24 protein-coding genes and 1 tRNA gene are annotated in these 17,409 nt (G+C 59.9%); 14 read left to right on the top strand and 11 right to left on the bottom strand.

Translation table 11 applies throughout. The features are described 5' to 3' along the window. Window positions 1–3 precede the first annotated feature (3 nt). From ACX82Z_RS07220 to ACX82Z_RS07195, 6 genes are all read right to left on the bottom strand, one after another. The gene (locus tag ACX82Z_RS07220; RefSeq protein ID WP_459587607.1) at window positions 4–924 is read right to left on the bottom strand and encodes a DUF2303 family protein; all 921 of its coding nucleotides are present in this window, start codon (window positions 922–924) and stop codon (window positions 4–6) included. A 29-nt stretch (window positions 925–953) separates the two neighbouring features. Further along, window positions 954–1,304 carry a hypothetical protein gene (locus ACX82Z_RS07215; protein WP_459587605.1) on the bottom strand — a complete coding sequence of 117 codons (351 nt, stop codon included), beginning with the start codon at window positions 1,302–1,304 and terminating at the stop codon, window positions 954–956. Window positions 1,305–1,467: 163 nt separating this feature from the next. Then, complete coding sequence (locus ACX82Z_RS07210) at window positions 1,468–2,226, bottom strand: GcrA family cell cycle regulator (RefSeq protein WP_459587603.1); 759 nt, start codon at window positions 2,224–2,226, stop codon at window positions 1,468–1,470. Further along, the gene (locus ACX82Z_RS07205) at window positions 2,226–2,720 is read right to left on the bottom strand and encodes a hypothetical protein (RefSeq protein ID WP_459587602.1); all 495 of its coding nucleotides are present in this window, start codon (window positions 2,718–2,720) and stop codon (window positions 2,226–2,228) included. Before ACX82Z_RS07205 ends, ACX82Z_RS07210 begins: the two co-directional genes overlap by 1 nt. A 119-nt stretch (window positions 2,721–2,839) precedes the next feature. Continuing rightward, entirely contained in the window at window positions 2,840–3,172 is a 333-nt protein-coding gene (locus tag ACX82Z_RS07200) for a hypothetical protein (RefSeq protein WP_459587600.1), read from the bottom strand. Beyond that, the gene (locus tag ACX82Z_RS07195) at window positions 3,169–3,411 is read right to left on the bottom strand and encodes a hypothetical protein (RefSeq protein WP_459587599.1); all 243 of its coding nucleotides are present in this window, start codon (window positions 3,409–3,411) and stop codon (window positions 3,169–3,171) included. Before ACX82Z_RS07195 ends, ACX82Z_RS07200 begins: the two co-directional genes overlap by 4 nt. 85 nt (window positions 3,412–3,496) lie before the next feature. Between ACX82Z_RS07195 and ACX82Z_RS07190 the strand changes: the two genes are divergently transcribed. From ACX82Z_RS07190 to ACX82Z_RS07160, 7 genes are all read left to right on the top strand, one after another. Next, window positions 3,497–4,186, top strand: coding sequence for an XRE family transcriptional regulator (locus tag ACX82Z_RS07190; RefSeq protein ID WP_459587597.1), 690 nt, complete (start codon window positions 3,497–3,499; stop codon window positions 4,184–4,186). Between the two features lie 81 nt (window positions 4,187–4,267). Then, entirely contained in the window at window positions 4,268–4,555 is a 288-nt protein-coding gene (locus ACX82Z_RS07185) for a hypothetical protein (protein WP_459587595.1), read from the top strand. Then, window positions 4,555–4,761 (top strand): hypothetical protein, encoded by a 207-nt coding sequence (locus ACX82Z_RS07180; protein WP_459587593.1) that lies wholly within the window; start codon window positions 4,555–4,557, stop codon window positions 4,759–4,761. The genes ACX82Z_RS07185 and ACX82Z_RS07180 overlap by 1 nt, the downstream gene beginning before the upstream one ends. 1 nt (window position 4,762) lies before the next feature. Then, a complete protein-coding gene (locus ACX82Z_RS07175; RefSeq protein WP_459587591.1) occupies window positions 4,763–4,894 on the top strand; it encodes a hypothetical protein in 132 nt (43 codons plus the stop codon). Next, window positions 4,891–5,091, top strand: a complete 201-nt coding sequence (locus ACX82Z_RS07170; protein ID WP_459587590.1) for a hypothetical protein — start codon at window positions 4,891–4,893, stop codon at window positions 5,089–5,091. The genes ACX82Z_RS07175 and ACX82Z_RS07170 overlap by 4 nt, the downstream gene beginning before the upstream one ends. Beyond that, the gene (locus tag ACX82Z_RS07165) at window positions 5,091–5,825 is read left to right on the top strand and encodes a DUF7666 domain-containing protein (RefSeq protein WP_459587588.1); all 735 of its coding nucleotides are present in this window, start codon (window positions 5,091–5,093) and stop codon (window positions 5,823–5,825) included. The genes ACX82Z_RS07170 and ACX82Z_RS07165 overlap by 1 nt, the downstream gene beginning before the upstream one ends. Before the next feature lie 2 nt (window positions 5,826–5,827). Beyond that, window positions 5,828–6,058, top strand: a complete 231-nt coding sequence (locus ACX82Z_RS07160; RefSeq protein WP_459587586.1) for a hypothetical protein — start codon at window positions 5,828–5,830, stop codon at window positions 6,056–6,058. On the opposite strand, the gene ACX82Z_RS07155 is transcribed toward ACX82Z_RS07160, so the two are convergent. Further along, window positions 6,018–7,379: a DUF6538 domain-containing protein gene (locus ACX82Z_RS07155; protein ID WP_459587585.1), complete on the bottom strand. Its 1,362-nt coding sequence runs from the start codon at window positions 7,377–7,379 to the stop codon at window positions 6,018–6,020. The two genes, ACX82Z_RS07160 and ACX82Z_RS07155, sit on opposite strands and share 41 nt — an antisense overlap. Window positions 7,380–7,525: 146 nt before the next feature. After that, window positions 7,526–7,610 (bottom strand) — tRNA-Leu (locus ACX82Z_RS07150). A gap of 165 nt (window positions 7,611–7,775) precedes the next feature. On the opposite strand from ACX82Z_RS07150, the gene lipB reads away from it, so the two are divergent. Further along, window positions 7,776–8,486 carry a lipoyl(octanoyl) transferase LipB gene (lipB, locus tag ACX82Z_RS07145; RefSeq protein WP_459587583.1) on the top strand — a complete coding sequence of 237 codons (711 nt, stop codon included), beginning with the start codon at window positions 7,776–7,778 and terminating at the stop codon, window positions 8,484–8,486. A gap of 567 nt (window positions 8,487–9,053) precedes the next feature. On the opposite strand, the gene ACX82Z_RS07140 is transcribed toward lipB, so the two are convergent. Then, complete coding sequence (locus tag ACX82Z_RS07140) at window positions 9,054–9,494, bottom strand: Ros/MucR family transcriptional regulator (protein WP_459587581.1); 441 nt, start codon at window positions 9,492–9,494, stop codon at window positions 9,054–9,056. A gap of 176 nt (window positions 9,495–9,670) precedes the next feature. Continuing rightward, on the bottom strand, window positions 9,671–10,429 hold the full coding sequence (gene tpiA, locus ACX82Z_RS07135; RefSeq protein ID WP_459587580.1) for a triose-phosphate isomerase: 759 nt from the start codon (window positions 10,427–10,429) through the stop codon (window positions 9,671–9,673). Window positions 10,430–10,567: 138 nt separating this feature from the next. Between tpiA and ACX82Z_RS07130 the strand changes: the two genes are divergently transcribed. From ACX82Z_RS07130 to ACX82Z_RS07105, 6 genes are all read left to right on the top strand, one after another. After that, a complete protein-coding gene (locus ACX82Z_RS07130; protein WP_459587578.1) occupies window positions 10,568–12,457 on the top strand; it encodes a SurA N-terminal domain-containing protein in 1,890 nt (629 codons plus the stop codon). Window positions 12,458–12,470: 13 nt separating this feature from the next. Then, window positions 12,471–13,496 carry an anthranilate phosphoribosyltransferase gene (gene trpD / locus ACX82Z_RS07125; protein ID WP_459587576.1) on the top strand — a complete coding sequence of 342 codons (1,026 nt, stop codon included), beginning with the start codon at window positions 12,471–12,473 and terminating at the stop codon, window positions 13,494–13,496. Next, on the top strand, window positions 13,493–14,287 hold the full coding sequence (gene trpC / locus ACX82Z_RS07120) for an indole-3-glycerol phosphate synthase TrpC (protein WP_459587574.1): 795 nt from the start codon (window positions 13,493–13,495) through the stop codon (window positions 14,285–14,287). Before trpD ends, trpC begins: the two co-directional genes overlap by 4 nt. Further along, window positions 14,284–14,766, top strand: a complete 483-nt coding sequence (gene moaC, locus ACX82Z_RS07115; protein WP_459587572.1) for a cyclic pyranopterin monophosphate synthase MoaC — start codon at window positions 14,284–14,286, stop codon at window positions 14,764–14,766. Before trpC ends, moaC begins: the two co-directional genes overlap by 4 nt. Continuing rightward, entirely contained in the window at window positions 14,763–15,974 is a 1,212-nt protein-coding gene (locus ACX82Z_RS07110; RefSeq protein ID WP_459587570.1) for a molybdopterin molybdotransferase MoeA, read from the top strand. Before moaC ends, ACX82Z_RS07110 begins: the two co-directional genes overlap by 4 nt. A gap of 120 nt (window positions 15,975–16,094) precedes the next feature. Further along, window positions 16,095–16,613 (top strand): BA14K family protein, encoded by a 519-nt coding sequence (locus tag ACX82Z_RS07105; RefSeq protein WP_459587568.1) that lies wholly within the window; start codon window positions 16,095–16,097, stop codon window positions 16,611–16,613. Window positions 16,614–16,664: 51 nt separating this feature from the next. Here ACX82Z_RS07105 and ACX82Z_RS07100 read toward each other — a convergent pair whose 3' ends face one another. Beyond that, window positions 16,665–17,393: a peptidase gene (locus tag ACX82Z_RS07100; RefSeq protein ID WP_459587567.1), complete on the bottom strand. Its 729-nt coding sequence runs from the start codon at window positions 17,391–17,393 to the stop codon at window positions 16,665–16,667. Window positions 17,394–17,409 lie beyond the last annotated feature (16 nt).

Raw genomic sequence — 17,409 nt, 5'->3', positions numbered from 1 at the left:
CGGTCAGGCCTCCGGCGAACCTTCGAACGACGGAAGGCCCGTTCGTTCGGCTGACTCACGAAGGTCGCGACCGACCTGTTCACGCAGGAAGAATTCCCACCGGTAGAGCTGGTAGAACCACTTGATGTCGCCGCCCGCGATCCGGTAGCGCAGTCGGGCCGGAATGCGCACCGCCTCGCCATCGATGAAGGCTGGAACGGACACCATGAAGATGCCAGGAATCGTGACCTTCTCCCCCTTCGCGTTCTGATGCTCCTCGATGAACTCGACGACCCGCTCACCCGTCTGAAGGCGGACGCCCTGCTTGGCCTTGGATGCGACGAACACTTCCAGATGACGAGACAGTTCAAGCACTTCGGACGGCGTTGCGAAGTGCTCCTTGAACAAGCGCTCATATTCGCTGACTTCGCCATCCATCGGCGCGGCAAGCTCGGCGGCATGCTCTTCGAGGAAGGCCGCGAACACGTCCTGCCCCATCGCGACGCCGCTATTGTTCACCCATGCCTTGAATTCTTCAGTGAGCGGAAACTCGTAGGCCACGCGGTGGTCGCGCCGGCGGGCATCGACGCCTTCGCGGTCGTAGTTCAGCACCGCCGTCAACGCCGGCTTCGGCCACGTGGTTTTGCCGAAGATGACGGAGTTTTCGTCCTTATGGCGATCAATGAGATCGACGAAACTGTCGAGCGTGTCGGCGCGAGCGGTGCCTCGGCGCTCGTCAGGTGCCACGCGGTATTCTTCGATCAGGCTTTTCAAGGAGTGGAAGCGCTGCGTCTTCGCGTCGAATCCGATCTGGATTTCGTCAGGCAGCCCCTTGCCAAGCCCCTCGGTATTCAGCGTCACGACTTCTGCCGTCGCCGCCTCGGTCGCAAGTTCAGAAATCAGTTTGATGGCGGTGCCATCGAGCGTCGTCGTCGTTTCGGCCATTGTCGTCTCCTTTCAGGTGTTGAGGGGGTTCAGCCGTTGACGGCTTCGTCGTCGGGATCCTGAGAGCCGACCGAGCGCGCCGCGAACATGTCGATCTGGTTGGGGTGCTGGACCGAAAGCTGCCCATCGATCACCCAGAAGGGTGTCTTCATGAACTTGGCGGTTTCCGGCAGCTTGGTTTTGACTTCCGGCTTGATGTCGATCCGGCCCAGCTCGTATTCGAGAACCACCTTCACGGTGATCTCGGCCTTGCACTTGTCGGCAGGGCAGCTTTCGAGCGCGACGAGCGCCTCTTCCATTTTCTCGTCGAGATGACGCGAGAAGTCGCCACGCGAGACGAGACCGATCATTTCGCGGAAGGTCCGCAGCATACGGCTCATTGCGTATTCCTTTCGTGGTTACGGAGATGGAGAAGCACCCGCACGGCGCAGGCCGATCCGCATTCGACGGCAGCCATGGCAAGCCGGTCGACATAGGTTTCGGGACATTCCGCAAGCGGTCCGAAGCTGCTAAATTTGGGCTGGGTCGAGCGCGTCCAGGACATCACGCTGCCCTCTTCGCTTCGTTGCGCAGCACGCGCGCGGCCGAGCGTTCGCCTTCGGTGCCACTCCCGACACAGCGAGCGGCATGATGCGCGCAGTAGAGAACCTTGCCGCCAACGACCGGCTTGCCGCAGAACAGATGCGTTTCGCCACGCTCAGCCTCGTTCACCGGAAAGCGGCAATCGCTCCAGTCGAGGTTGGGAAGCGGCAGGCGACGGCTGGCTGCGTCATAGGCGCGGGCCGCATCCTTGGTGACGGTCGGCTGATAGGCATCGGGCCGCGAAAGGTTGGCGACGATCGACGGTGCGGTCGCCCTGCCCCGTTGCAGCTCACCTTTGACCCGCTGCCTGAACACATCCGGCCGGTCGCGAACGAGCGTCGCGATAGAAAACCGCGTGACATGCTTTGCGAATTTGTCGCCGATCACCTCTGCGATGCGCGTTGCCGTATGACCGCGATTCCACATATCGGCCGCGAATTTGATCTCGTGCGGCAGCAGCTTTTCCGAAACCGTGCGCTTGCGCGGCTGCGCCACTTTGTAGACGTGGCCGATCGGGCGGCCGTCATTGCCCTGCCGTTTTTGAAACAGCAGCGATTTGCGGTTGACCAGCCCGGCGACCGCACAGCGCGACCGGCCGGAGCCGAACTCGTCGCACAGTTTCTTGGCGATCTGCGAGCAGGTCAGCCCGTCGACGTTCCAGAGGTGAACCGTCCGCTCGATTTCGGCGTCGGTCCAAACGATTTGCGCAGATGCCGGCATCAGCCCTGCCCTCCACCCGAGACGACCTTGAGCGGCCCGTCGACCTGCACGCCGACCAGCTGATCCTTGATTGCCGGAATCAGACGCTCGGCGCTGGCGAGAAGGTCGAGCAGGCGCGTGGCCTCGGCGCGCGTGACGATGCCATCGGCTTTGGCGCGGGCAGTCTCGACGACGAGGCGGCTCGCATACTCGACCATCTCGGCTACATGCATGGTCAACGTCCCGCACGTAGCGTCGCCCGATGGCGTGACCGTCATCTCGGCACCACTGAAAAGCGCCATTTCACGCGTGACGATCGGGCGACGCGTATAGCCTTCGACGCGAAGGACTTCAGGGATCGACATGATGTCGTCCGCCGTTTCGTCCTTCCATCGATAAACGACGCTTTTCGATTTGTGCGTCAGTTCGATCGTCTTTGCGACGCCGGCCTCTTCGACGAGTTCGGCTTGCGCATTACGGATCTTGCGGCGGGTACGATCGGTAAACTCGATCATCGAATTTCCTCCGGGCAAATGCTTTCCCGCGCCGGGAAAACCCGGCGTGTTTTCCCGTGGCGGGAATGCTTGGATTGATTCAGATTGCGGTCATGGAAAACCGCACGAAAAAGATCAGCTCATGGCGGCCCCTGCGGCAGCGGAAGGACGCCCGATGGCACGCCCTTCCGCTCCATGCTGGGCTCACAAGTGTGGCTTGGATAATCGAGGACCGCCCGCGCCAGGCGAGACAGGCCGAGGGATTTGGCGCGGCCACAGGCAAGCTCGGTGACGAGCTGCTCGACGCTGACGCGATCATGTGCGGCCATGGCTTTGAGCAGAACCATGGTGCCAGCTGGAATGGAGACCGTGCCGGAAGAGTCGCGGGAGGAGACCGCCTCTCCCGGCACGGCGGAGCGCTGCCCGACAGGGGATGGCGGCAGCGAACGGAATGGATGAACCGAGGCGCTCATTCGGCTGCCTCTAAAGTCGGTCGAGCAACATTTGCTGGCCAGAGCGCATCAGCAGGCCAATTCTCAGCGAACCATATGAGCGCAGCGTTGAACCGGCCAACCGTAATATCTGCGCCGCTGCGTAGAGCCGCGAGCTTCTTACTGTCATTGAAGACCCAAAAGCTGAGCGTAACGTCCTTGGTGCCAGTAGCATCAAGGTACGCATCGGCAAGCGTGGTCAGGTTGGCTGTCTCGATCATGCCGCGACCATCGGTCTTTTTCCCGAACTAGTCAACGGTTTTCTTCCCGAATGCGGGGCTACTCTAAATCGGGAATAATACCGGCATGTTAGAAGATATCCTCTCCCGTATCGACCAGAAGCTCGAAGCACTCGGCCTAACAGAATCGCGTGCCGCGAAAGTTGCCGGCTTAAGTGACTCGGCAATCCGAGATATGCGGCGCGCCATTAAGAATGGCAGACAAGATGCTGGCGTCTCGACGCGCACGCTCTTCGCGCTCGCGCCAGTGTTGGAAAGTTCGGTCGAGTGGCTGTTAACTGGGCGCGATGAGCCATCATCTATAGTCTCCCTTGTCGGGCACGTCGGCGCGGGGGCAGAAGTGGAAGAAGATTTCGAACAGATCCCTGAAGGCGGATTGGCAGAGATCGAGGTGCCATTCACTCTACCCGCCGATATGGTGGCTTTTGAGGTGCGCGGCGATTCAATGCTGCCGATGTATGATCCGGGCAACGTCCTGATCGTGTACCGCGAGCAGCGCAAGCCTCTCGAAAGTTACTTTGGTCAACGTGTGATTGTCAGGACCGATGATGGCCGGCGCTTTGTCAAGACAATGATCAAAGGCGACGGCGATACCGTCAGCTTAATCTCTTGGAATGCTAGCCCAATCCAAAACGTCCGCGTCACATGGGTCGGAGAAATCTTCTCCGTCTTTCCTTCGGAGCAGGTCAGGCGTGTCGCGCGCCAGATTGACAGGCAAGGTGGGATACAAGGCCAATTGACGCTCAAACGCGCTTAATTCGGTTTTATTCCCGACATCTATTGCATTTCGGTTTTATTCCCGACATACTCTCTCCATCACACCTGATGGAGAGAGTGCATGCCGTCCGAGTTTTCCTTCCACGCCGACCCGTCCACCGCGCCGGCCATCCACGCGCAGGTTGCTGCTGATCGCCGCGCGAAGATGCTGGCCCGCGCCGACAAGCGCCCGGCCAAGATCCGCATCGCCGAGATCATGGTCGCGCTTGGCGATCCCGACCAGCCGGATCATTCCTGCAACGAGCAGGATCTGATCCTGCGTGGCATCCGCCGCGCCGAACTCACCGAATCGAACATCGCCGCTGCGCAGGAAATCGCGACGCGGCATCATCGCGGGCAGCGCAACTGATGCGCCCGCGCCCGCTCCCGCCCATCGGCGGCGCGGAACTCGTCAAGGCCGGCAACCGCGAGGCGGCCGGCGAGAGCTTCCGCGCCTACTGTCCGCGCATTGTCATCTGGCTGGCGATCTCGCTTGCCTTCGGTCTGGTCTTCACGCTGACGGTGATGACGCTGATGGCGCAGGAGCGGGCCTATCACATCGCGGCGAGGGTCTGACTTGCAGACCGTCGCCATCCTCATCATCGTCCTGATCATACCGGCCATCGCGCTGGTGCTTGTCGTGCGCCAGATCCGCAGCCGTCCGCAGGACGATTTTCTCCAAGATCGAAACGACTGGGGCGCGCAATGAAGATCAAGATGGCCCACGGCATCAACGTCTTCATGTGTGACAAGTGTGCTGCCGTGCATATCGGCCTTTGGCGAAACGGGAAGATGTTTGCCGAGGCGATCCCGTTCGACCCGAAGGTTTTCGCGCAGGATCTTAACGAAGCGATTGCTGAAAGCGAAGCGCTTCAATCCGGCCAGCCGACCGGGAGCAAGCACTGATGATCGAGCGCCACGGAGGCCGCCAGCAGGTCATCTGCGACACCTGCCCTGCCTCCTACCCCAACACATACGCAGATGAAGATTTCCGCGTGATGATCGCCGACGCGAAGACGACCGGCTGGCGCATCACCAAGGTCGTCGCCGACGCCTCGCGCGGCAAGGACACCGCCGACCTGTTCGGCAGCGCGCCGCGCATCGCCGGCCCGACGAAGCCGCAAGACTATTCCCACAAATGCCCGAACTGCCAGCACGCGCAGCCCTGGAAGGCCTGCGCGGCGGGCTTCCATGCCTGCGAGCATCCGCTCGATGTCCTGAAATACTACCCGCCAGCCACCAGCCGGTTCGCGGTCGTCGAGCTTGCCGGTGCCACGGCGCGCGAGAGCGGCGGCGATTCGAAGATCGCAGCGGCCGAGATTACCATCAAAGCGGAGATCCGCTTGCCGGAGCTGATCGCTGCTGCCGTCAAGTTCGTGACTGACCGTGCCAAGTGGATCGACGGTCATTTCGCGACGGGTGAGAAGGAAGGCGTCAGCAACAAGGCCGACGGTGGCTCTGCCACCGCATCGGGATTCGAAGGCAAGGCGCGCGGCAATGCTGGGTGCGCCATCTTCCTCGTAGAGCGAAGCAACTCAGGTGATATCGTCAATGCATGGACTGGCATCGCCGGCCGTGACGGCATCGAGCCGAACACCTTCTATCGCCTCGTCGACAGCAAGCCGGTCAAGGTCGACTGATCATGCCGCGCCGAGGCAAGCCTATCAAGATCACCGCCGAGCGTGTCGAGCTATATCTCGACAAGCTCGCGGAGATCATGGACCGGATCGGAGATCGCGCACATCTCGCCGTACCGCTCTGGAAACGACTGGAGCGCGAGCGCGATCGGCTGCGCGATGAAGAAGACGTGCTTGCGGCGGCGCGCGCCCGGCTCAAACGATCGACGGATCGAAGGGAAGTTCGATCCGCTTGAGTTCGGTGTGCCGCCATTCAAGCGAGCCACCCGAACCATAGCGGGGCCGTTCGATCGAATGGCCCATCAGTATACGGCGCAATTCATCATCGAGATTTGCTTCCTTCATCCGGTCCTCGAACGAATGCCGAAATGAATATATTTTATGAGAAGGCGTCGGAAAGAGCTTGTTTGCCTTGAAGAATTTGTTCAGCGCCGCCGACAGTTCGTTCTCGCGGTTCCGGTAGCGCGGGAAACCTTGCTTGTGACGCTTGAAGACTTCCAGTGCGATGCCGATCAGAGGGACGAGGCGCTCAGACGACGACGTCTTTATCTCACGCGGATCGTCAGGATCGTCACGCGGCTCGATCGCCAGATGCGGGATCTTGTGCGACAGGCGGATGGCCGATGGATGCAGGTTGCAGATTTCACTTGGCCGCGCGCCGGTCTCGATCAAGGCCAGGACGATTCCGCGCGCCTCTTCGTTAAGGCCGGCAAGCGCATCGGGCTTCATGATCGTGTCGATCATCCAGCTTGTGGGGAATGGCGGACGGGACCGCTTTTTCTTGACGAGGAAGCTGAGGCGGTCGAACGGGTTCTGCCGCTCGGTCTCGCCGATATGCGAGAAGTAGGCACCGTAAAGAACACGCAGATTGCCAATGTCGCGATTTCCGGACGACGAAGAGTGCGTCGGCCGGCCTTCCTTGGGCGCGATGCGTTTCAGCCAGTGACGATAGACGCTCATCGCATCATCGCGCGATATGGCGGTCATCGCTTTGTCACCCACAAGGGTCACGAAATTCTTGACCGCTCGCTTTTTGACCTTCTTCCATTGCGCTTTTTGGACCTCGCTTTTCCCGAGCAGTTCGTCCGGCACGATCTCGTCGACGTATATGTCGAAGGCCTCACTGATCGTGACTGGAGGTGTTTCGACGACACCGACAAGGGCGTCTTCAGTCGGAGGCGTCATCCGGCCACTCAACATCGTCTCAAACCGTGCTGCGATATCGTCCATAGACGACGATGCAGCGATCGCAGCGGACGAACGATAGGTATAGCCGAGAGCCTCGACGCGGCGCATGGCGGCACGATAGCGCGCCATGGCGGGATCGGTTGGCTCATCGAGCAGATAGCTTGCCCACAACGCATCGTCTGCCGCTTCGAGAAGATCCCGCTTCGCTCGTGCGAGCGCCAGGTCGCTCGTTTTCAACGAGATTCGCACATGCGGAGCGCGTGGATCGCGATGCGCGATCGAGGATGGCACTCGTCGTTTGTAGTGATAATTGCCCGCCCGTTCGGCCAGATGCCGGTCAAGGTTTGCCTGAGAGCTTTGACGACGCATGTCGCACCCCGAAAACGGCCGCGAGTGGCCAGTTGCGTGGCGCGTAAAGTGGCACAAAAAGGTGCGCTAAAGCAAGAAAGGGCCACGCAATATCTTGCGAAGCCCTTTGTTTACAACGCCTTAAGAGTATAACAGGCGGTTATCATTGGTGCGGTCGAGAAGACTCGAACTTCCACGGGTTGCCCCACAGCGACCTCAACGCTGCGCGTCTACCAATTCCGCCACGACCGCACGCCATGACAAAGCCGGTCTCGACCGGCCCGGCGCAATTAGCAAATCACTTTGGGGCGCACAAGTGCGACTGCGGCTTAAATGGCATTATTTTGCCGAACTGGCGCAGACGTTGCGGAAGACTGCTGGACGCCCCGCCAACGATTTCATACATCCCGCACTATCATGAGCACTCGCGATACCCTGCCGTCCCGCTTCATTCCGATCGTCGGTTCACCCCCCGTCGAATGGCGGACTGAAAGCGGCTTGACCGACTATCCTCAGGCGCTCGCCTTTATGGAAGAGCGGGCCGCTGCCATTCGTGACGGCACGGCGAGCGAACTTATCTGGCTGGTGGAACACCCACCGCTCTACACGGCCGGCACGAGCGCGGACCCAGCCGACCTTCTTGTCGATGACAGGTTCCCGGTATTCGAGGCCGGTCGTGGCGGCGAATATACATATCATGGCCCCGGCCAGCGCGTGGCTTATGTCATGCTCGACCTGAAGCGCCGACGAGAGGACGTACGCGCCTTCGTGGCCGCGCTTGAAGCATGGATCATAGGAGCGCTCGACAGGTTCAACGTCAAAGGTGAGCGGCGCGATGATCGGGTCGGCGTCTGGGTCGTCAGGCCGGACCGCCCACCCCTGCCCGACGGCACGCCTTCAGAGGACAAGATCGCCGCCATTGGCATTCGCTTGCGCAAATGGGTGTCGTTCCATGGCATAGCGATAAATGTCGAACCCGATCTGTCGCACTTCGGCGGCATCGTGCCATGCGGCGTTCGCGGGCATGGCGTGACGAGCCTTGTAGATCTTGGTCTGCCGGTGGCGATGGCTGATTTAGACGTCGCACTTAAAGATGCGTTCCGCGACGTTTTCGGCGACGTATACTGATTACGCAAATCGATCGGCCATTAAACGGCAACAAGCCACAATGCCAGCGTGGTGATGAAAGCGCCGATCGAGACAAGGGAAACCAGATCGTGAATGATAGCGGACATAACGTGTTCTCCTGATGTTTTCCACATTATGTTCATGTTTTGTTCTTTTTGCAAGAGGGCGGGTTGAAATTCGTGCAACCCGTTGCAACGAGCGCCATCCAACGTTTCAGGCTGCTAGGTTGCTCATAAGTGCCCAGCGCGAACGTGCCTCGGCAAACGTTGAGGCGAAGATGATTTGTTGCGGCTTACTTCGGCCATATCGTTGGCTCGGACTGCTGCCGCTGGTCCGCGGATATTTATTGGGACTGGCTGGAGGACGTAACCCGAAAGCAGGATCAGCCGCTGACGTGCGAGCGCCGTCGATGCATCGCGAGTGACGCCTTGCGTAACGCACAAAAGATCTGGCCCGCGCACTCGAAAAACGAATATGCACCGACAGACTATTGATGTTGCTGGATTCGCTGGCGGCGAGCGTCAGGCTTACCCTCGCACGCGCTCCCCCTACCGGCAGGGCTATTCCCTAGTCGTCGGCATTGCCAGTATCGGGCCGCCCCAGTCCCATGGATTTCGCGATCTTGGAGCGTTCGACGGCATAATTGGGCGCGACCATCGGATAGTCGTCCGGCAAGCCCCATTTGCGGCGGTATTGCTCGGGGGTCATCCCGTAGCGTGCCATCAAGTGGCGCGACAGGGTCCGGAACTTGCGCCCATCTTCCAGGGAAATGATGTAGTCGGGCGTTACAGACTTCTTGACCGGCACGGCAGGTTCAAGATCGGCCTCTACCGGCGCAACCCCTGCGCGAGAACCGATCGACTGATGAATCGAACCAATCAGGCCCGGCACTTCGGATGCAGGTACGGGATTATGACTGACATAGGCGCATACGATTTGCGCTGTCAGTTCCAACAGTCGTTCGAGGCGTTCTGAATCAACGCCACCCGCCGCATTTTTTTCGTTCATTACGCATACTCCGCCGCTCGATACAAACAGCGTTCAAGCCAAGCCCCTCAATCAGCTCGCCGAATCGCTATATGACTGCGCCAGTTCTAGATCGCGAATGAAGCCACGTCAGGTCACCTGATATTTCCTCTTGTCAGGTAGTGAATACTAGATGACCGGCAAGCGGATATTTCAATTCAAATCGTCTCGAATTTGTCGGCAATCCCCAGGAAATCTACGGCTTTCAGGCTGGCGCCCCCCACAAGAGCGCCGTTGACATCGTCCACAGCCATCAGTTCTGCCGCGTTCGAGGGTTTGACCGAGCCGCCATATAGCAAGGGGATCGTGGCGGCTGCTTCGCCGAGCTTTTTGGCAAGCTCCGTCCTAATATGTGCATGGGCGACGCCGACATCTTGCGCGGTCGGCGTCAGGCCGGTCCCGATGGCCCAGACGGGTTCATAAGCGACGAGCGTGTTTTCGCCGTTGGCTTGTGCCGGAACGGATGCGCTGATCTGCGCTGTGAGAACATCGAGCGTTTTGCCCGCTTCGCGCTCTGCCTGCGTTTCACCGACGCAAATGATAGCTTTGAGACCTGCGGCCCAGGCGGATTGCGCTTTTTTGGCGACCGTCTCGCTGGTTTCACCGTAATCGGCGCGCCGTTCCGAGTGGCCGATGATGACATGGGTGGCACCTGCGTCGACAAGCATCTCAGCCGCGATATCGCCCGTATGCGCGCCCGACGCTTCGAAATGACAATCCTGTCCGCCGATGGCAACCGCAGCATCCGGCGCAAGCGCATGCGCCCTACTGATCAGCGTGGCGGGTAAGCAGACGACGAACCCGAGGTGGGTAAAGCGCGCTGCTCCTTCGACGATCGTCGACAGTTCAGAAAGGGAAGCGCCAAGGCCGTTCATCTTCCAGTTTCCGGCAAGGACGGGTCGGATTCGTGCGCTCATCTGTCATCTCGCTGTCGGTTCGTGTCTATGGGAACGCTGCTTGGTACCAAAAAGCGTCGACAAAGCAATCGACAGCGTCGGCTCGTAACGGTATTCCGACACTCGACGAATGATTGATCCAATGCGGGAAAGTGGAAAATGCTGACTTGGTTGCGCGGCAAGACCGGCTCTTTGATGGTGAAGCTTTTGCTTGGCCTGCTCGTGATCAGTTTCGCGGTCTGGGGAATTTCCGGTCAAATATTCACCGGCGTCGGCAATCACGTCGCCCAGGTCGGCAACACACGTGTTTCCGCAGACGAATATCGCCTCGCATATGATCGCCAGATGAATCTGCTTTCGCAACAATTCGGAACGCGTATAACGCGCGAGCAGGCGCGGGCTTTCGGCCTCGACCAGCAGGTGATGGGGCAGTTGATCGCTGGCGCGGTACTGGACGAGCAGGCGCGGGAAATGCGCCTCGGTCTTTCCGAAGATCGCCTTGCTGCACTGGTCGGCGAAGACCCCGCCTTCCTCAATGCCAGCGGCCAGTTCGATCGCAATCAGTTCAATTTCGTGCTTCAGCAGGTTGGCATGCAGCCGCGCGATTATCGCCGCACCCGCGAGCAGCTTGCGGTTCGTCAGCAGATCGTCGAAGCCGTCGCCGACGGTATGGGTGTGCCTGATGCGTTTCTGACCGCGATGGCGCTCTATCAGGGCGAAGATCGCACGGCCGAATACCTGATCCTGGACAGCGCGCATATCGATCCTGTCGAAGAGCCAACTGACGATGTCCTTCAGGCCTGGTTCGATGAGAACGCGGCAAGCTACGGCGCGCCGGAATACCGCTCGATCGAGTATGTCAGGCTGGAACCGGAAAACATCGCCGATCCGTCAGCCGTCAGCGATGAAGATGTGGCGGCGTTCTATAAAACGCACCGCGCTTCGTTCGGTGAAGAAGAACGGCGCACCATCAGCCAGATCGTCTTTCCCGATCAGGCTGCGGCCGAAGCTGCTGCCGAACGTCTGGCGAATGGCGAAGCGACCTTCGAGGAAATCGCCGAAGAGCTTGGCCGTTCGGCCAACGACATAACGCTTGGCACGTTCACCCGCGAAGAAATTCCCGATGCGGCAATGACCGACGCAGTGTTCACGCTCGAGGAAGGCCAGACGAGCGGTGTCATCGCCGGGGCGTTCGGATCGCTGATCGCGCGCGTCGATCGGATCGAGGATGAGTCCGTTCGCCCCATCGAGGACGTGGCGGACGAAATTCGCGAGGAACTTGCCCTCGACGAGGCAAACCGTATCCTCCTCGATGTTTACGACGCTTATGAAGACGCGCGTGCAGGCGGCGCCAGTCTCCGTGAGGCTGCCGAGCAACAAAGGCTCGAGGTCGTGACGGTCGAGGCGATCGATGCTGTCGGCCTCGATCCGGACGGTAACGAAATCAACGACATACCGGCCGCACAAGAAGTGCTCCAACAGACGTTCGAAGCCCAGCCCAACTCTGAAAACGCCCCGATCCCGCTTGAAGGCAACGGCTACGTCTTCTTCGAGGTGACCGACATAACGCCCGCCCGCGACCGGACACTCGATGAGGTACGCGATAACGTTCTTGCCGACTGGCGCGCGCAGGAGACGGCCCTTAGGCTCTCCGAACGAGCGAACGAGATCGCCGGACGCGTCGAGGACGGTGCCGCTTTGAACGCTGTTGCCGAAGAGTTCGGCATTGACGTGCAGACCAAGCGCGGGCTGAGGCGTGGCGCGGATGATGTCGATCTTGGACGCGAAGGCGTCGCGGCTGCGTTTGCCGTGCCGCTGCGTGGCGTCGACACCATCGCCTCGAATGAAGGCAACCGGCAGATCGTGTTTCAGGTGACGGAGGTTTTCGCACCGGCCAACGCATCGGGCGATGCACTCGGTACCGATGTCGCCGAGAACCAGGCCGGAGCGCTCGCCGACGATCTGCTCGACCAGCTTATCGAGCGACTGCAAACGCAGTATTCGGTAAGCGTCAATCAAAGCGCGGCTCAACAGGCATTGAACTTCTAGGACCGGCGTTCGAATGGCGGATCTGAAAACACATATCGCACAGGTCGCTTCCGGCCGAAGCCTGTCTTTCGATGCCGCGCGCGAAGCGTTCGATATCATGATGTCGGGGGAAGCCACGCCTAGCCAGATCGGCGGCTTCCTGATGGCGCTTCGTGTTCGTGGAGAAACCGTTCCTGAAATCTCAGGCGCCGTGGCCACGATGCGGGCAAAGATGCTGCGCGTAGATGCCCCGGTCGACGCAGTCGATATCGTCGGTACGGGCGGTGACGCTTCCGGCTCCTATAACGTGTCGACCTGTGCGGCGTTCATCGTTGCCGGCGTGGGCGTTCCCGTCGCCAAACATGGCAACCGCGCGCTGTCGTCGAAATCCGGCGCTGCAGATGCCCTTGCCGCGCTCGGGGTCAATATCGAGCTTGGACCGGCGCAGATCGCTGCCTGCATTCGCGAAGCCGGCCTGGGCTTCATGTTCGCGCCGGCACACCACGCCGCCATGCGTCATGTCGGCCCCAGCCGCGTCGAGCTTGGCACACGTACGATTTTCAATCTGCTTGGCCCCCTTTCCAACCCGGCCGGCGTCACGCGCCAGCTCGTCGGCGTCTATTCTGCCGACTGGCTGGAGCCGCTAGCGGAAGTGCTCCGAAAGCTGGGTTCAGACCATGTGTGGGTGGTACATGGCGATGGCCTCGACGAGATGACGACCACCGGAGTGACGCAGGTGGCGGCGCTGGAAAATGGCGAAATCCGGACATTCGAAATCGACCCGGAACGGCTTGGATTGACACGCGTGCGCCATGAAGACCTGAAAGGCGGCGATGCACAGGTAAATGCGCTTGCGCTGAAAGACGTTCTCGATGGCGCAACCAATCCATATCGCGATATCGCGATGCTGAATGCCGCAGGCGCTCTTGTCGTTGCAGGACGAGCAAAGACGCTCGAAATCGGCATCGAGCTTGCACGCGACTCCCTGGATGCGGGTAAGGCGCGCCAATGCCTTGCCGATCTGATTACTGTTTCCAATCGCTCCGGACGGACCTCATGACCGACATCCTGCAAAGGATAGAAGCCTACAAGCGCGAAGAGATCGCCAGCGCGAAGGCAATGCGACCGCAGCCGGATGTGGAGGCTGCCGCGCGCAACACTGAGCCTGCGCGCGACTTTGTCGGCGCGCTTCGGACGAAGCATGCGGCCAACCAGCCGGCCCTCATTGCGGAAATCAAAAAAGCCAGTCCGTCAAAAGGTCTGATAAGAGCGGATTTCGACCCGCCCGCACTCGCGCTTGAATATGAGGCAGGCGGGGCGGCATGTCTGTCCGTGCTGACGGACGGGCCGTCTTTTCAGGGCGCGGCTGATTATCTCACCGCTGCCCGAAGCGCGACCACCCTGCCCGCTTTGCGCAAGGATTTCCTGTTCGATACCTATCAGGTGTTCGAGGCGCGTGCATGGGGGGCGGACGCGATCCTGATCATTATGGCGAGCGTCGACGACACGCTGGCAAGCGAACTCGAAGAGACGGCGTCGGAACTCGGTATGGCATCCGTCATCGAGGTGCATGACGAGGACGAAACCCAACGCGCGCTTAAACTTCGCTCACCGCTCATCGGCATCAACAATCGCAATTTGAGAACCTTCGATGTCGATCTCGCGACATCCGAGCGTCTCGCCAAACTGATCCCGGACGATCGGATCATTATCGCAGAGAGCGGCATCTTTACGAATGCGGATTGCGTCCGTCTCGGTCGATCCGGCATCGAAACGTTTCTGGTCGGCGAGAGCCTGATGCGGCAAAACGACGTCGCGGCGGCAACCCGCACTTTGCTTGGTGCCGTATGAGTGAGCTCACCCATATCGCACCAGGCGGCGAAGCCCATATGGTCGATGTGGGCAGCAAGGACGTAACGCAGCGTATTGCGGTCGCCGAGGGGCAGGTCCAGATGACGGCTGAGACGCTCGCAGCCATCCTCGCGGGAAACGCGAAGAAAGGCGATGTGCTCGGCACCGCGCGGCTGGCGGGCATCATGGCCGCGAAGAAAACGGCCGATCTCATACCGCTTTGCCATCCGCTGATGCTGACCAAGATCACCCTCGATATCGAACGCGCAGATGATCTTCCCGGTTTACGCGTGCGTGCCGAAGTTCGAACGTCCGGTCAAACCGGCGTCGAAATGGAAGCCCTGACCGCCGTCTCCATCGCATGCCTGACGGTCTACGACATGGCCAAAGCGCTCGATAAGACCATGACCATCGGCGATATCCGCCTCATGGAAAAGAGCGGCGGCAAGTCGGGCGACTTCCAGCGATTACAGCCATGAGCCTCGTTCCGGTCGATGAAGCTCTTGCTCGCCTGCTGGACGGCGTTGAGCGAGTCGAACTTGAACAGGTGCCCCTTCCCGAAGCGTTTGGCCGCATTCTTGGCGGTTCAGTGACGGCACGCCGCACCCACCCGCCTTTCGATGCCTCTGCCATGGATGGCTATGCCGTGCGCGCGGCTGATATCGCATCGGTGCCTGCCGAACTGAACATCATCGGTGAATCGGCCGCAGGTCGCCGTTTCGATGGTCGGGTCGAAGCTGGTCAGGCCGTTCGAATTTTCACAGGCGCGCCGGTTCCAAACGGTGCCGACACGATCCTGATTCAGGAAAACGCACAGCGTTCTGGCGATCTTGTAACCGCGATCGAAACGGTCGCTGAAGGCCGCCATATCCGTCGTGCCGGCTTGGACTTCGAAGAGGGCGAGCAGCTTCTCGGGCCGGGCAGACGCATCGACCCGGCTGCGCTTGCTTTGATCGCCGCAGCCGACCTGACTGAAATCGCCGTGGTAAGGCGTCCAAGGATCGGCATCATTGCGACCGGTGACGAACTGGTCGAACCGGGCAGCACGCGGGCTGACGATCAGATCGTCGCGTCGAATAATTTCGGTGTCGCGGGTATCGTTCGCGAGGCTGGCGGTGAAGCAATTGATTTCGGAATTGCCCCGGACGATGAAGCGGCAATTGGCGCAATGCTCGAAAAAGCGACGGAAGCAGGCTGCGACATCGTAGTCACGCTCGGCGGGGCATCGGTTGGCGATCACGACCTGACGACCAAGGTGTTTGCCGACAGAAGCGTCGATCTTGCATTCTGGAAGATCGCGATGCGTCCCGGAAAGCCATTAATGGCGGGACGGCGTGGCAATACGCATTTTCTTGGGCTGCCGGGAAACCCGGTATCGGCGATGGTTTGCGCCCATTTGTTTCTTCGCCCGCTGATCGCGAGAATGCTCGGAGTTTCCGAGGCGACACATATTCAACGCGCGACACTCGGCGCGTCCATGGCGGAGAACGATCATCGCCAGGATTATGTACGTGCAATTGCGCACGCTTCACCCGGCGGCACCGTGGTGAAGCCATTGTCGATCCAGGATTCGTCAATGCTGAAAAGCCTCGCTACAGCAAATGCCCTGATCGTAAGGCCTCCCAATGCTCCGGCAGCTTCCGCAGGCGATGTTTGTGACGTCGTTGTTCTGCGCCCTTTTATCTGAACACGTACACATCCCACGTAAGTGATGACGTGGCGGAACTTGCGTGGCAGCAAATGCGTTTCACGCATAAAGGGACTTTGGAGGCTTTGTTCGCCTCCGGGCTAACTAAGGAAAAAATCCATGAAAAAGTTGATGTCGAGCATTTGTGCCGCTGCAATGCTGGCGACGTTCAGCATTTCTGCGCCTGCTTCAGCCGCAAGTATCCCCTCGCCCCTGATCGCACCTACCGTGCAAAGCCCGGTGCAGACCGTGCAGCGTGATTGGGCGAACGATAACAATCTCAGGCCGCGCGGAGGCGGTGAACGTTGGAGCGGGCGCGGTAATCGTGACCGTTGGGACGGGCCGCGATACCGGGATCGCGGTCGCGATTATGGCTGGTACCGAGGTCATCGCGGATACCGCGACTATCGTCCGGGGTACCGTCGCCACAATGGATACTGGTTCCCCTCGGCCGCTTTCATCACGGGAGCGATCGTCGGTGGTGCGATCGCATCGCAGCCGTCACGCGAATACAGCCGAGACTATGGCAGCGCGCATGTGAACTGGTGCTATGATCGCTATCGCTCGTACCGGGCTTCGGACAACACGTTCCAGCCATATAATGGGCCACGACGTCAGTGCCGTTCCCCCTATTATTGATCGCCTGTTAGCAGTGATCGGAAAAGCGGCCGCATTGGCCGCTTTTTTCGTTCAGCCGGGAAAATCCGGCAAGCTGCGAAAAGCACTGCGAAGCGCCTCCGACCACCCATCCGATATCTGGCGGTAATAAGGATCGTCGGCTCCGACGCGCTTTTGCAACGCGATCTTGTAGGCGTCACGCTCCAGAAAAAGCATGTCGAGCGGGAGTCCGACCGACAGGTTCGATTTGAGCGTGGAATCGAACGAAACCATCAGGAGCTTCGCCGTTTCGGCAAACGTCATCTGTGGATCGTATGCACGAACCAGGATCGGCTTGCCGTATTTGGCCTCGCCGATCTGAAAGAATGGCGTATCGTCCGACGATTCGATAAAATTGCCTTCGGGATAGATCATGAACAGACGCGGTTCTGAGCCCTTCATCTGTCCGCCAAGAATGAACGAGGCACCGAACGCATCGGCGCTTTGCCCGACGGGTGCCGAATTCGTGATGACCTCCTTGACGGTCTCGCCGACCAGTCGCGCCGTCTGAAACATCGACGGAGTTTCAAGGATTGATGGCGCGCGCTCGGCATGGGCTTTGCTGCGTTCGTCCAAAAGGCTGACGACGGCCTGCGTGGTGGCAAGATTTCCGGCAGAAAGCAGGACGATGACGCGTTCACCGTCCTTCTTCCAGACTTTCATCTTCCGGAAACTGGAAATGCTGTCGATGCCCGCATTCGTCCGCGTATCGGACATGAACACGAGCCCTCGATCGATCTTGAGGCCAACGCAATAGGTCATATGAATCGCTGTCGAG

It is taken from the genome of Aliihoeflea sp. PC F10.4 (assembly GCF_054612275.1).
Note: the sequence above shows the minus strand (reverse complement) of the source record. Positions and strands in the feature narration are given on the sequence as shown.

Excerpts from the sequence above, each read along its gene's own strand:
- ACX82Z_RS07140 (WP_459587581.1), bottom strand. The coding sequence starts at position 9,494 with ATGAACGAAAAAAATGCGGCGGGTGGCGTTGATTCAGAACGCCTCGAA.
- ACX82Z_RS07160 (WP_459587586.1), top strand. The coding sequence starts at position 5,828 with ATGCCGCGCCGAGGCAAGCCTATCAAGATCACCGCCGAGCGTGTCGAG.
- ACX82Z_RS07190 (WP_459587597.1), top strand. The coding sequence starts at position 3,497 with ATGTTAGAAGATATCCTCTCCCGTATCGACCAGAAGCTCGAAGCACTC.
- ACX82Z_RS07215 (WP_459587605.1), bottom strand. The coding sequence starts at position 1,304 with ATGAGCCGTATGCTGCGGACCTTCCGCGAAATGATCGGTCTCGTCTCG.
- trpC (WP_459587574.1), top strand. The coding sequence starts at position 13,493 with ATGACCGACATCCTGCAAAGGATAGAAGCCTACAAGCGCGAAGAGATC.
- ACX82Z_RS07180 (WP_459587593.1), top strand. The coding sequence starts at position 4,555 with ATGCGCCCGCGCCCGCTCCCGCCCATCGGCGGCGCGGAACTCGTCAAG.
- ACX82Z_RS07100 (WP_459587567.1), bottom strand. The coding sequence starts at position 17,393 with ATGACCTATTGCGTTGGCCTCAAGATCGATCGAGGGCTCGTGTTCATG.
- ACX82Z_RS07195 (WP_459587599.1), bottom strand. The coding sequence starts at position 3,411 with ATGATCGAGACAGCCAACCTGACCACGCTTGCCGATGCGTACCTTGAT.
- ACX82Z_RS07210 (WP_459587603.1), bottom strand. The coding sequence starts at position 2,226 with ATGCCGGCATCTGCGCAAATCGTTTGGACCGACGCCGAAATCGAGCGG.
- lipB (WP_459587583.1), top strand. The coding sequence starts at position 7,776 with ATGAGCACTCGCGATACCCTGCCGTCCCGCTTCATTCCGATCGTCGGT.
- ACX82Z_RS07130 (WP_459587578.1), top strand. The coding sequence starts at position 10,568 with ATGCTGACTTGGTTGCGCGGCAAGACCGGCTCTTTGATGGTGAAGCTT.
- ACX82Z_RS07205 (WP_459587602.1), bottom strand. The coding sequence starts at position 2,720 with ATGATCGAGTTTACCGATCGTACCCGCCGCAAGATCCGTAATGCGCAA.
- trpD (WP_459587576.1), top strand. The coding sequence starts at position 12,471 with ATGGCGGATCTGAAAACACATATCGCACAGGTCGCTTCCGGCCGAAGC.
- ACX82Z_RS07185 (WP_459587595.1), top strand. The coding sequence starts at position 4,268 with ATGCCGTCCGAGTTTTCCTTCCACGCCGACCCGTCCACCGCGCCGGCC.
- tpiA (WP_459587580.1), bottom strand. The coding sequence starts at position 10,429 with ATGAGCGCACGAATCCGACCCGTCCTTGCCGGAAACTGGAAGATGAAC.
- moaC (WP_459587572.1), top strand. The coding sequence starts at position 14,284 with ATGAGTGAGCTCACCCATATCGCACCAGGCGGCGAAGCCCATATGGTC.
- ACX82Z_RS07200 (WP_459587600.1), bottom strand. The coding sequence starts at position 3,172 with ATGAGCGCCTCGGTTCATCCATTCCGTTCGCTGCCGCCATCCCCTGTC.
- ACX82Z_RS07110 (WP_459587570.1), top strand. The coding sequence starts at position 14,763 with ATGAGCCTCGTTCCGGTCGATGAAGCTCTTGCTCGCCTGCTGGACGGC.
- ACX82Z_RS07165 (WP_459587588.1), top strand. The coding sequence starts at position 5,091 with ATGATCGAGCGCCACGGAGGCCGCCAGCAGGTCATCTGCGACACCTGC.
- ACX82Z_RS07220 (WP_459587607.1), bottom strand. The coding sequence starts at position 924 with ATGGCCGAAACGACGACGACGCTCGATGGCACCGCCATCAAACTGATT.
- ACX82Z_RS07170 (WP_459587590.1), top strand. The coding sequence starts at position 4,891 with ATGAAGATCAAGATGGCCCACGGCATCAACGTCTTCATGTGTGACAAG.
- ACX82Z_RS07105 (WP_459587568.1), top strand. The coding sequence starts at position 16,095 with ATGAAAAAGTTGATGTCGAGCATTTGTGCCGCTGCAATGCTGGCGACG.
- ACX82Z_RS07155 (WP_459587585.1), bottom strand. The coding sequence starts at position 7,379 with ATGCGTCGTCAAAGCTCTCAGGCAAACCTTGACCGGCATCTGGCCGAA.